The sequence below is a fragment of the Butyrivibrio sp. genome, from assembly GCF_015056685.1.
In the GTDB taxonomy this organism is placed as follows: domain Bacteria; phylum Bacillota; class Clostridia; order Lachnospirales; family Lachnospiraceae; genus Butyrivibrio.
The window spans coordinates 1-12,998 of the sequence record NZ_SVFW01000045.1 but is presented as its reverse complement, the minus strand read 5'-3'; the positions used below and the strand labels follow the sequence as shown (position 1 = coordinate 12,998).

12 protein-coding genes are annotated in these 12,998 nt (G+C 40.5%); 3 read left to right on the top strand and 9 right to left on the bottom strand.

The annotated features are described in order from the left end of the window. From E7303_RS14205 to E7303_RS14180, 6 genes are all read right to left on the bottom strand, one after another. A partial coding sequence (locus E7303_RS14205) for a hypothetical protein (protein ID WP_292146051.1) occupies nucleotides 1-289 on the bottom strand: 289 nt, incomplete at its 3' end. Between the two features lie 158 nt (nucleotides 290-447). After that, complete coding sequence (locus tag E7303_RS14200; protein WP_330601694.1) at nucleotides 448-1,911, bottom strand: amidohydrolase; 1,464 nt, start codon at nucleotides 1,909-1,911, stop codon at nucleotides 448-450. Between the two features lie 35 nt (nucleotides 1,912-1,946). Beyond that, the gene (locus E7303_RS14195) at nucleotides 1,947-2,723 is read right to left on the bottom strand and encodes an amino acid ABC transporter ATP-binding protein (protein WP_292146048.1); all 777 of its coding nucleotides are present in this window, start codon (nucleotides 2,721-2,723) and stop codon (nucleotides 1,947-1,949) included. Then, on the bottom strand, nucleotides 2,707-3,495 hold the full coding sequence (locus tag E7303_RS14190) for an amino acid ABC transporter permease (RefSeq protein WP_292146047.1): 789 nt from the start codon (nucleotides 3,493-3,495) through the stop codon (nucleotides 2,707-2,709). The genes E7303_RS14195 and E7303_RS14190 overlap by 17 nt, the downstream gene beginning before the upstream one ends. 69 nt (nucleotides 3,496-3,564) lie before the next feature. After that, entirely contained in the window at nucleotides 3,565-4,422 is an 858-nt protein-coding gene (locus tag E7303_RS14185; RefSeq protein WP_292146046.1) for a transporter substrate-binding domain-containing protein, read from the bottom strand. A 121-nt stretch (nucleotides 4,423-4,543) separates the two neighbouring features. After that, nucleotides 4,544-5,197 carry a hypothetical protein gene (locus tag E7303_RS14180; protein WP_292146045.1) on the bottom strand — a complete coding sequence of 218 codons (654 nt, stop codon included), beginning with the start codon at nucleotides 5,195-5,197 and terminating at the stop codon, nucleotides 4,544-4,546. A gap of 155 nt (nucleotides 5,198-5,352) precedes the next feature. Here E7303_RS14180 and E7303_RS14175 point away from each other — a divergent pair, with 155 nt between their 5' ends. Next, on the top strand, nucleotides 5,353-6,258 hold the full coding sequence (locus E7303_RS14175; RefSeq protein WP_292146044.1) for a PrsW family intramembrane metalloprotease: 906 nt from the start codon (nucleotides 5,353-5,355) through the stop codon (nucleotides 6,256-6,258). Between the two features lie 59 nt (nucleotides 6,259-6,317). On the opposite strand, the gene E7303_RS14170 is transcribed toward E7303_RS14175, so the two are convergent. Both E7303_RS14170 and E7303_RS14165 read right to left on the bottom strand, forming a co-directional pair. Further along, the gene (locus E7303_RS14170; protein ID WP_292146042.1) at nucleotides 6,318-7,544 is read right to left on the bottom strand and encodes an EAL and HDOD domain-containing protein; all 1,227 of its coding nucleotides are present in this window, start codon (nucleotides 7,542-7,544) and stop codon (nucleotides 6,318-6,320) included. A 96-nt stretch (nucleotides 7,545-7,640) separates the two neighbouring features. Then, nucleotides 7,641-8,558: a glycosyltransferase family 2 protein gene (locus tag E7303_RS14165; RefSeq protein ID WP_292146039.1), complete on the bottom strand. Its 918-nt coding sequence runs from the start codon at nucleotides 8,556-8,558 to the stop codon at nucleotides 7,641-7,643. 108 nt (nucleotides 8,559-8,666) lie between these two features. Between E7303_RS14165 and E7303_RS14160 the strand changes: the two genes are divergently transcribed. Together E7303_RS14160 and glgD are read left to right on the top strand one after the other, a co-directional pair. Further along, complete coding sequence (locus E7303_RS14160) at nucleotides 8,667-9,809, top strand: glucose-1-phosphate adenylyltransferase (protein ID WP_292146038.1); 1,143 nt, start codon at nucleotides 8,667-8,669, stop codon at nucleotides 9,807-9,809. After that, nucleotides 9,809-10,924, top strand: a complete 1,116-nt coding sequence (gene glgD, locus E7303_RS14155; protein WP_292146037.1) for a glucose-1-phosphate adenylyltransferase subunit GlgD — start codon at nucleotides 9,809-9,811, stop codon at nucleotides 10,922-10,924. Before E7303_RS14160 ends, glgD begins: the two co-directional genes overlap by 1 nt. Before the next feature lie 55 nt (nucleotides 10,925-10,979). On the opposite strand, the gene E7303_RS14150 is transcribed toward glgD, so the two are convergent. Then, nucleotides 10,980-12,998 (bottom strand): methyl-accepting chemotaxis protein (locus E7303_RS14150; RefSeq protein WP_292146036.1); only part of this gene is annotated, 2,019 nt, incomplete at its 5' end.

Sequence of the window (12,998 nt, the reverse complement as noted above, 5' to 3'; positions counted from 1 at the left end):
CCTCATTCGAAGCTTCAACCGTAGCTTCCTGCAAAGCCTCCTCTACAACTGACACTTCTTCAGAAGCAGCCACTACAGGTTCTTCCTCCGGAGCCTTAGATTCAACACTCGCCAGATGTCTCGCCGAAATTCCTATAACGATCAGAACAACAGCTACTGTCAAAAGAATTTTATAATGTCTGCAAATATTCTTTATAATACTTGCAAGAAATATCAGAATTATCTCGATCCATATTAAAAATGGAGCAATCTTCCTGTGTTTATTATTAAAATCCTTAATCTTACTCAAAAAACTCTGCATAACATTTATCCCTATCTATAAAACATATACCGAATGATTCTATCTAAAAATCAATGTAGAAGTCAATACGTTTTTAGTAAAAAAAAGCCACAAAAAACCACACGTAGCGGACGAAGCCTCTGCCACGTGTGGAAATCCATCTGTAATTAAACTTTTGCTATGGCCCCTTTGGGAATTGGGCAATTATAGCCATCTTTGGTCCTCTCTTTTAATTCTGAAAGACTTTCCTTTAATATGTCTTCATTTTCGAAAAGATCTATAGCTGTAGCTGCAAGAACTTTTCCGGCATGTAATGCAGCCTTATGTCCTATAGAAGAACCGTCGCATGCAACATTCTGCCAGCTGTGCCCCGGGCAACCATTAGGCCAGGATGCAACATGGATCTGCACAGTAGGACAATTGTAGCTCACATCTCCCACATCAGTTGATGAAGCTTCAAAGGCATCTCCCATGAAGTGCGGCAGTAAAAAGTCATTCATATAAGATCTGTTTTCTTTTCTGAGTGCCGCTGCTTTTTTTGCATATTCCTCGTCAAAAGAAGACCCAATACCTGGATTTTTATCACTGCCTTCATAGGTTAAAGCTATTTCTTTTGCCAATTTCAGCTCCCAATCAGTGTGAACAGGAACTCCCAATTCTTTAAAATTCTTATATGCCACCTTCTCCAGACTTCTATTTGTAACAGTATCGGACATGCCATCTATAAAGGTTCTCTCAACTGTTGTATCAGTCATAAGGGCTGCACCCTCTGCAATCTTATCTACTCTCTTTTGAAGTTCCAGAGCCTCTTTTACATGGTTGGAACGCATCATATAAAGTACCTGTGCTCTTGCCTGAACAACGTTAGGGCTCATACCGCCTGCATCTGTTATGGCATAATGCACTCTCGCCTTATCACTCATGTGTTCTCTTAAAAACTGAACACCAATATTCATCAGCTCCACAGCGTCAAGAGCGCTTCTCCCCTTTTCAGGCGCTGCAGAAGCGTGAGAAGATACTCCCTTAAATGTGTACTTCACCTGGATACAGGAATTGGACGAGCCCGTAACAACCTCATTGCAATCTGAAGGATGCCAGGTAAGTGCCGCATCTAAAGTACTCCATACACCATCTCTTGCAAAAAAGGCCTTCGATGCGCAGCCCTCTTCTCCAGGACATCCATATAAAATAACAGTTCCCTCATGGCCGGATTCCTTAAGGTATTTCTTTATTCCGATAGCCGCAGCCATAGCTCCTGCTCCCAAAAGGTTATGTCCGCATCCATGGGCTGAGCTATCCGACGTTATGCTGCTTTCAAGCTTTGGGACATCAAGATGTTCCTTCTTTTCCACATTACACTTTGGGATCCCTGAAAGGGCATCATACTCTGCCAAAAGCCCTATTACAGGTTTTCCTCTGCCAAAAGAGGCCATAAAGGCCGTTGCGATACCGCTCAAGCCTTTTCTGACCTCAAATCCTTCATCTTCCATGACCTTGCAATACAGATCGCAGGACTTATACTCGTTTAGAGAAAGTTCTGCATAATCCCATATTTTATCGGCCACATCATATATAAGTTTTTCTTTTTGCTCTATTTCTTCTACTGCAATTTTTTTATTTTTATCCATCATCAGGTCCCATACATCCGGTAATTTGTAATACGCATTTACAGCACTTTTCCCAAAAACTCCTGAAGTCTTGGGTGCTTAGGATGCTCAAAGATCTCAGCAGGTGTGCCCTGCTCAAGAAGTTTTCCGTCAGCCATGAAAAGAACTCTGTTTCCTACTTCTCTTGCAAATCCCATCTCATGAGTAACAACAACCATGGTCATTCCTTCTGACGCAAGTTGCTTCATAACATCAAGAACTTCGCCGACCATCTCAGGGTCAAGAGCTGATGTGGGTTCGTCAAAAAGCATAACCTCAGGTTCCATCATAAGAGCTCTCACGATAGCGATACGCTGTTTCTGACCACCTGAAAGCTGAATCGGATAAGCGCCTGCTCTATCTTCAAGTCCAACTCTTTTTAATAACTCTAAAGCCTTCTTTTTGGCTTCCTCTTCCGGAACTTTTTTTACCTTTACAGGAGCAAGGATCATGTTATCCATGATAGTCATATGAGGGAAAAGATTGAAATGCTGGAATACCATTCCCATCTTCTGCCTGTGAAGATCCATGTCTACCTTAACCCATTTGCCGGATTCGTCTTTATATTTTTTCTTGGTTATATCAACATCGTCAAAAATGATAGCGCCGCCTGTAGGCTCTTCCAAAAGATTCAGTGAACGAAGAAATGTTGATTTACCACTTCCTGATGGTCCGATAACAACCATCACGTCACCTCTGTCTATATCTACAGTTACTCCGTCAAGAGCTTTGATAGCTCCACCATTATAATGTTTTTCAAGGTCTATTACCTGAATAAGTTTATCTCTTGTCGCCACGGCTCATTCTCCTTTCAAAATATGCTATGAGCTTACTTGTTGGGAAGCACAGGCAGAAATAAATTGCTGTTGCAACAAGCAAAGGCTCTATAATTATGAAAGTAGCGCCTCTTACGGCGTTAACAGCTGACATAATGTCCTGAACACCGATTGTATAGGTAATAGCTGACTCTTTTATAATTACTACAAATTCATTTGCAATTGCAGGAAGGATATTTTTGATAGCCTGCGGCAAGATGATATATCTCATATTTTGCATCTGGCTCATACCAAGAGATCTTGCAGCCTCAGTCTGTCCACCGTCAATTGACTGAATTCCTGATCTCATTATCTCGCAAAGATATGCACCTGAGTTCATCCCAAGAGCTACAACACCGGGGAAAAATCTCTCAAACTTGATAAATCCAAAAAAAGTGAAGCTTGGAAGTGTTATAAGAGATCCAAAAACTCCATAATAGATGATCGCTACCTGAACGATAACAGGAGTAGATCTGAGAATCTCAACATATGCAGTTGCAAGAAAACTAAGAGGGTTGAACCTGCTAACAGCAGGAAGAAATCCCTTTTCCCTCTGGTGTCCTTCTTTATCAAGCCCCAGAAATGCAAATGGGTAAAAATGTGACATCCTCATGCCTGATAAAATAAGTGCCAATACAAAACCAATAGCCACTGTAAATAATGAAAGCATTACAGTGACTACCATACCCTGCCAGAACAGGCTGGCATAGGGAGAAATCTTAGAAAAATTTTCCGCTTTAATAAAACTATCCATATCCATCCTTACTTTTGCGTGGGCAAAACACTTTACTAATGTTCTGCCCACACATATTTTTATTATTTATTAGTTATCGAGAAGTCCCTCGATGATCTCGCCGCTTGCCTGCTCGTTTGCAGTTGCTACGAACTCATCCATCTTTCCACTCTCGATAGCACTCTTTATTGCTTCATTTACTGCTGCCTTAAGAGCATCATTACCCTTTGATACACCGATTGCAGATCCTTCTGCTCCATCATAAGGAACATCAAGTACTATGCAAAGATCAGGATAATTCTTGGCATAGCTCTCAGCAACAGCTGTCTCAATGTATGCGCCATCAAGCTTACCTGCGATCAGTTCTGCTACGATATCTGTAACCTTTGTGAGCTGGATGATATCTGCATCAGGGCTGTTTGTCTGAGCAAGGTCAACCTGGATTGAACCTGTCTGTGCGCCGATCTCAAGGCCTGCAACATTTACATCAGCAAGACTTGTAAACTTGTCTTTGTTGGCCTGTGTGCAAACAAATGACTGTCCGCCTTCATAATAGATATCTGAGAAATCCATGATTGACTCACGCTTTGGATCAGGTGAAAGGCCTGCAACACCAAGGTCAACTGCCTTAGTCTGAAGCTCCATCAAAACACCATCAAAGTCAACAGGAACAACCTCAAGCTCAAGTCCAAGATAATCTGCGATGTACTGTGCAAGTGCAATATCAAAACCTGCAAGCTGTGGAGTTCCGCTCTCATCTACTGCGTAGAACTCATATGGAGCAAAGTCAGGTGAAGTAGCTACTGTAAGCTTTCCTTCTGTAACTGTAGAAATATCTGACTTTGCAGTATCTGTGCTCTCATTTGTTGTAGCTGATGAAGAACCGCATCCCACTGCAAGGATTGCCATCATTGATGCCATAACTAAAGAAATAATTTTCTTTTTCATAATTTTCCCTCCTGTATGCATATATGATATTGAAATATGCATTTTAATAACCGTTTTTGTATTTTTATGCATTAATCATGTATAAATAATAATACACTTGATGTTTTTTATCAATAGTAAATTAAAAGAAATCTTTTAGATTAAATTCCTTGCCGGTTCTATCCTCATATATTTCAGAAAAGCTCTTTCCCTGGTCCTTTGGATCAAGGTCTACATTCTGTGCATGAACTTTCCATGGACTTTCATCTGGCAAAAACTGATAGGCAATGTTGTGCTGAAGCCATTCATATGCCATGTCCCCGGCTGTCCTGTAAGACTCCATATCACTGCCATGGATCTGGTGAACGCTGATAAGTGCCTCACATATTATTGTCATATCTTCAGTATTATTTATCTTGTAGGAATCGTATATTCTCCAATTATCCGTGGTATAGACAACTGAAAAATCTTCACCATCATATGTAAAAAGATAATTCTTGTCATTTCCATCTGCATCACGCAGATTTATATCTGAAGGATCTGAAAGGATACCGCTTCCTACTTCCGTTGATGCTGCAACTGAAGAATCCAAAAGATCAGCACTGTTATCTTCTTCCAGAGCTGTTTCTTTATCAACATCCTCAATAGAGGAGTCCTCTTCTGCTTCAAGGCTGCTATAAAGCTGCTCAAAGCTTAAATCTGCACTGCCTTCATCTTCTATTATTTGTGTTAAGCTACAGCCATTTAGAAGGAGCATAATTATTAACATAGGTAAAAAGAATTGTTTTTTCATCATATTCAAAATTATACCTTCACATATCACGAAATCAAGAATCTGTATTTATCCCCTACCACAATTCAGTTGACATTTGTCTTGAAATATAATAACTTATCCAAGTAATTAATTTTTATTAATTATGGAAAAAAGTATGAAAAAAGGGGAAAAATTTAATGTCAACACTAGCTTTACTTGCAGTACTTCCTGCAATCGTTCTGCTCGTTGTTATCTACAGAGCTGATAACATCGAGAAAGAGCCATTTTCACTTATGGCCAAAGTTTTCGGACTTGGTGCTCTTACAACAATCAGCGCCATGATCTTAGAAGAGATAGGATTGTATATTCTGTCATTCTTCTTCTACACACCAAATGCACTTTATACATTCTTTGAAATGTTCTGCGTTGTTGCTCTTGCAGAGGAGGCCGGAAAATATTTCGTACTCAAAAAGGCAACCTGGAAACACAAGGAGTTCAACTTCTCATTCGATGGAATAGTTTATTCTGTTTGTGCTTCACTTGGTTTTGCCACACTCGAAAATATTCTCTACGTATTCCAGGGCGGTTTTTCAACTGCTGTAATGCGTGCCATCACTGCTGTTCCCGGACACTGCATCTTCGGAATCTTCATGGGTATATACTATGGTATTGCCAAGGGATGCGAGCTTAGAGGCGATGAAAACGGCAAGAAGCTCAATCTGAAAAAAGCCCTTCTCGTTCCTATTTTTCTTCATGGTTTCTATGATTTCAGCTGCTCACTTGAATATGATGGAATGTTCCTTGTATTTATCCTTCTTGAGATATTCATGACAGTTAACGCGATCAAGATGGTAAAAAAGATGTCAAAAGAAGACAAGCCTCTAAATCCAGAGGTTCAGATGGCTACTCCTTCAGTTGATTCAGTAGGATCAGTTGCTCCTGTAGTATTTCCTGAAAACATTCAGCCAGCTGTAGAAAATGCTGCAACAGTAACTCCTGAATTTGCTACAGCAAATACTCAGTCAGCTCCTGTTAATGTTCCTCCGGTAAATCCTAATCCGGTATTTACCGCTGATAGCATTGATCAGTCAACAAACGCATAAATTAGCCAAAAAGAAACGCTTGCCACACGCATGTAGCAAGCGTTTTTATTTTTTTACTTTCAGTTCGCCGGAATGAGATCTCTGTACCAGCGCAGTGCTCCAAGGTATGCCTCATAGATCTTATCCATATCCAGGTTTTCAAGAACCATTATTCTTGAAACTTCCGTCCAGTCAGCATCCTCATATGATTTAATAAAATGCAAGATCTTGGCATAATCGCCCTCACCATCCAAAAGAGCTGCTCTTACATTTTTAGGAACAACAACCATATCAAGTGCTTCCTGCATAGGCTTATCAAGCATAATATCAAGTGCAGAGAAAAGGCCCATGATAAAGAGTTCCGGAGCCATAATAGAAAGCTCAAAGCTCTCAGCCAGGTTCTCAGCAAATTTAGCCCTTATCATAACAAGTCTAGTGATCTCCGACGGCTTATCAGCGCAGAGTTCCTTAGTAACTGCTGTATTTATCCAGCGCTTTAGCTCTTTTTGTCCCATCATGGCAGCTGCATGCCTGATAGATGTGATCTCCGAATTAAGAGCCATCCTGTTTACAATCTCCAAAAGAGAAATAACAAGCGCAGGGTCCTTTCCGATGACATCAGCAGCTTCTGTAAGATCAAAGTCAGGGTTATTTACAACATTTAAAAGCTCTATATAAGTTGTCTTCAAAGGACTGACTTCTGTCTCTGATTCCTTTACAGGCATTCTAAAGAATCCGCCCTCATAAAGGTCATATCCACCGTCTTTTGTAAGCTCATCATATTCTTCCTGAGTATCAACATTAACGGCGCACAGCTTTATATTTGGATAGACCGAGTTGAAATAGAGCTTGGCTTTATCAATATGTATCTTGGCATGATTAAGCAGAATGTAATCGCACTTACTTAAGATTTCTCTGTAGGGTTCAAAACTTGCAATCGGAAGTTTACGCATAGCAAGCTTGTACCCCTGACTCTTCAGCTCTTTTACCCTTCTGATAAACTGCTCCTCCGGAAGGATCGTATTGTCCATCAAAAGAACTACCTTTTCAGCAGGCACAGTACACTGAAGTGAAATCTCAGAGAAAATAGAAAACTGATTGATGGGGACAAATACTTCCTTTCCACCGGAAAGTGTGGCAACGCCCATGCTGCTTACAACTTCAAGCTCATGAATGGTGCCTGCGCCGTCATATCTGGCGCCTCCTTCAAATCCCGGATTCAGGAAGTGGTTCTCTTTTCTCGCGAAAACTGAATAGGCACAAACCGACATTTTATCGTCAAATAAAGGAATTAATGTAGCAAGCATTATCCGCTCCTTTCACGTGCGCATAACAATCTCCCACTCACTAATATTGTACCCCATCATTTGGAATATACCAATTATATTTTTATAAAATTACGTTTATTTCTCGTAGGTTGTCTTGTCAATAATGAACTTAGGTCTTCCCTTTACTTCCTCGTAAATCTTGGAAATGTAAAAACCAATTATTCCAAGCCCCATCATGATGACTGAAGATGTAAAGCACTGAAGAATAATTACTGTAGTAAAACCGGCTCTGGCACTGCCCAAGAAGTACTGAACAAGAGCCTCTACGCTAAATGCAAGTCCTACAAAGAAAACCAAAAATCCAAGTATTGTCACTATCTGCATAGGAGCAGAGGTGAAAGAAGAAATGTTTGTAACAGCATATTTAATAAGTGACTTTGTGCTCCACTTGGAAGTCCCGGCTTCTCTTTCTCTTACGTCATACTCTACTTCTGTGCTCTTAAAACCGATCCAAGATGAAAGAGCTCTGAAGAAAGCATTTTTTTCTCTCATGTTGAGAAGAACATTGATGGCCTTTCTGTCAAGAAGCTTAAAGTCAGATGCTCTGGACATATCAAATCCAACTGCATCACTCATGATCGCATAAAAGCTCTTGGCAGCAAACTTATGAAGTGCACTCTCGCTGCCACGGCTTGTTTTTACACCCTCAACTATTTCATAGCCCTGTTCCCAAAGTCTGTACATCTCAACTATCTTTTCAGGTGGATGCTGAAGATCACAGTCAATAACCACGCAACAATCGCCTGTTGCCTGTGATAATCCGGCAAAAACAGCAGATTCTTTTCCAAAGTTTCTTGAAAAACATACTCCCTTGACGTTCTTATTCTTAGAAGCAGCCTCCTCAATAATCTCCCAGGTTCTGTCCTTAGAACCATCGTTTATAAATAAAAGTTCATGCGCAATATTTGCGTCATTCAAAACCCCATCAATAGTACTGACTGTCTTAGGGATGATCTCTTCTTCGTTGTAAGCTGGAATAATAACTGAAAGCACCTATAAATCCTCACCTTATGTATATTTTTGTCTATCTTTTTTTCGCACTGTATTATATCATAATTATGAGGGTAATTCTATAAATCTACAGAATAGGGGGGATTTTATATGAGTCAGAATGAAATGCTGGCTATGATTCTTGCCGGTGGTCGCGGAAGCAGATTAAAAGATCTGACTACCAAAGTAGCCAAACCGGCTGTCTATTACGGCGGAAAATACCGCATCATTGACTTTCCACTCAGTAACTGTGCTAACAGTGGCATCGACGTTGTCGGCGTTTTAACACAGTATGAATCTGTACTGTTAAACAGTTATGTAGCACAGGATGGTCGTTGGGGTCTCGACTCCAAAGACAGCGGTGTATACGTTCTCACACCTCGTGAAAAAGCTGATGAAGGCCTTGATGTCTACAGAGGAACCGCAGATGCAATCTCTCAGAATATTGATTTTATCGATGCTTACAATCCGGAGTATCTACTTATTCTCTCCGGCGATCACATTTACAAAATGAATTACGCAAAAATGCTGGCATACCACAAGGAAATGAATGCGGATGCTACTATTGCTGTGCGCGGCGTTCCTATGAAAGAAGCCAGCCGTTTCGGCATCATGAACACAGACGGCAAGGGACGAATAATCGAATTTGAGGAAAAGCCCGCAAAGCCAAAGAGCAATCTGGCTTCTATGGGTATATACATTTTCAGTTGGAAGCTTCTTAGAAAAATGCTGGTGGAAGATATGAAAAATCCTGAATCCGACCACGATTTCGGTAAAGACATCATTCCAAGAATGCTTAATGAACACAGAGGTCTTTTTGCTTATGAATTCAGCGGCTACTGGAAGGACGTTGGAACCATCGATTCTCTCTGGGAAGCAAACATGGACCTTCTCGATCCCAAGAACGAGCTGAATCTAAACGATTCTTCATGGCTCATTTATACAGAGGATGTCTCAACTCTTCCTCAGTATATCGGCAAAGAGGCAAAGGTTAAAAAAGCCTACATTACACAGGGCGTTCAGGTTGAAGGTTCAGTTACCAATTCAGTTCTTTTCACCAACGCTGTTGTCAAAAAAGGTGCCAAGGTAATAGACAGTGTGCTGATGCCCGGAGCAGTTGTTGAAGAGGGCGCTGTAGTTACAAGAGCGCTTGTTGCTGAGAATGTTAAGATTGGTAAAAGAGCAAAAGTCGGTTCAAAGACCAGCGAGAACATAACACTTGTTGCAAAGAATGTGAAAGGAGGTAACAAATAATGGCTAAAGCATTTGGAATTGTATCCTCCGCAGATAATACCATTTACGTTGACGGACTTCAGGACTACCGCCCTATCGGATCTTTCTCATTCCTTGGAAGATTCAGAGTTGTGGATTTTCCAATTTCCAACATGAGTAATTCTGACATCAACAGAATTCAGGTCTACCTGCAGTCAAAGCCAAGATCTCTTTGCGAGCACATCGGATCAGGAAGACATTACAACATAAACAGTAAGAGAGGTAAGATACAGCTTCTTTTTTCAGAAAATACCTCTTCACGTTCAATCTATAACAACGACATCTCTGCTTACAAGGCAAACATCGACTACATCCAGCGTATGCACGAAGAGTATGTTATTGTTGCTCCAAGCTATATGGTTTACAAGCAAGACTACCGTCAGCTCCTTGAAAGCCACATAGCATCCGGAGCTGAGATAACTGTTCTATACCACAAAGTAGAGAACGCCAGGAGCTACTTCAAAGGTTGTCACACAGTAGTTTTAAATAAGCAAAAGGGTGTTCAGGCAATCGAAAAAAATCTCGGAACAGCCAGCAACAAGAATATCCTTATGGATACCTATTGCATGAGAAAAGAGACCTTTATTGAGCTTGTACAGGATGCAAGCTGGATGTCATCAATCTACACTCTTCCTGACATAATCAATCTCTACTGCAAGCAGATGGATGTCAGAGCTTACCAGCACAAAGGTTACTTTGCAAGTCTTACAAGTCTTGATGATTATTACCACGCATCAATGGAACTTTTGGACTACAATATAGCAAGCGACCTGTTCAAGGCAGACTGGCCAATATATACCAGAACTACAGACTCCTGCCCTACTCAGTACTTTGAGACAGCTAAAGTCACTAATTCTTTTATCAGTAATGGTTGCCTTATTGAGGGAACAGTTGAAAACTCAATCATCGGCCGTGGCGCAGTAATAGGAAAAGGTGTTACTATCAAAAACTCAATCATCATGGCCTACACTGAGATTTCAGACAACATCCACATTGAAAATGCCGTTGTAGATAAGTGGGCTAAGATTGTAAATGCCAAGAATATCATTGGCACAGAGCTTCAACCACAATACATTAAAAGACGCGACATTCTCTGATGAAAAGCAAAAAAAGAACTCCCAAATCCGGGAGTTCTTTTTTTGGGGGAAAATCTTATTTAAGTTTAAATTTGCCAACAATCTCTCCGAGAGTATCCGCAATCTCTTCCTGCTTGCTGGACATATCATTTACATTGGATACCACATCAGCTGCAGCCATTACAGAATCATTTACTCTGCTTGACAGATCAGCTGTGTCCTGAGTGGACTCTGCGATATTCTGAATAGCTTTGGATACTTCTTCCATAGCTGCTCTGATATTCTCAACCATTCCTGCAATCTTTTCTGAAGAATCGCCAAATGCTCCTGCGTCATCGCCGTACTGTTTTGCCATATTAACAAATTTATCATAGTCAGGTGCAACTGTTTCTTTGATAAATCCAAGGAGCTCTCCGGATGAGCTTGAAAGTGTTCCGAATGCTTCCTGTACACCGTCTATTGTCTCTCTGATCTGTTCTACTGCCTCTGAAGTGCTGCTTGCAAGCTTGTTGATTTCTGAAGCAACAACTGCAAATCCTTTACCTGCATCGCCTGCTCTTGCAGCCTCAATGCTGGCATTAAGTGAAAGAAGGTTTATCTGATCAGCGATTTCAGCAATCGTATCTGCAAGAGTTCCGATCTCATCAACAACTTTAGCTTTTTCATTGGCATCAGCAAGGTCAGCCTCACGCTGCTCTGAAATGTGTATTGCGTTATCATATGCAGCCTTACTTTGCTGCTCGATCTCTCTTGCTTTCTTCTTGATAACAACTGCATCTTCGCTTGTCTTTTCAGTCTCAGATGCAAGCTGCTGAACCGATGCATTTACTTCTTCAACTGATGCATTAACCTGCTCTGTAGCAGCTCCTGAAGACATCATTGCATCGTTAACACCTGACATATTGGTCTGGATATCATTAAACTGGCCGGAGAGCTCGTTAGCCATATTTGCGAGGCCTGTTGATGTCTCGCTCACCTTTACTGATCCATCTGAAATTCTAGAAATAACGTCCTTGTTATTCTCAAACATATCGTTGAGGGAATCACTCATCTGACCAAGTTCATCACCTCTGTTAGATACGATTTTATCAACTGTAAAATCTCCACTTGCAAGAAGGTTCGCAAACTGTTTAACGCTGTTGATACTCTTAGCAATACTCATAACAAAGATTGTTATAATAACAGCACTTACAATAAGAGCAATGATCATGATTACTGTAAGAACTCTTGTAGCACTTTTTGATGGTGCTTCAATTTCTTCAAGATCCATTCTGATGATCATCTTCCAATTAACTTTTGCAATATCCATATAGGTTAAGAGGATTGTTTTTCCACCTACTCTCATAACTCCCATATGTGGCTCTTCGCCGGAATTTGATAGGATCATCTGACCTGCTGCTGCTATATTTGCATCAGAATCCTCCTGCATCTTTACGCCATCCATTACCTTTTGGTTGTCGTCCGTATATATATAAGTACCATCAGAAGAAAGAAGTATAGCACTTCCTGTTGAACCTACTTTGATATTTGATACAAGCTCCGAAATATCTGTAAGCTCCATATCAACAGTTACACATCCAATATATGTATTTCCATCATATATTGGAGCAGAACAACTGGACATGATCTTTCCACTTGTAGGATCATAATATGGATCTGTTATAACGGCCTGTCCCTGTGAAAGAGCTTTTGCATTCAAATAATATTCCTGATTAAAATAATCATACTCTGCATTACTATAATCCCAGGTTTCAACTATTGTACTTCCATCTCTGTACCAATATGGGCCGATATATTTTTCAGCCGGATCAAATGTATTTGGCTCAAACCACAATCCTGCACCAAGTATAGAATCATTATCATTAATAATTTTAGACAAGGTTCCCTTATAGTTATCCATCTGAACAAACTGATAAGATGTAGAAACCATTTCTGAAATATTTACAGCTGTAGTTCTTATGATCTCCAGTTTTCCATCAAGACTATTTGCATTTGCCTCAACATTACTGTTCATGGCTTCAGTGTTCGCTGCCTGAAGATTGGTAGACAGTTCCTTGGTAGCCACATAAGTTAAGATGATCATGGCGATTGCCAT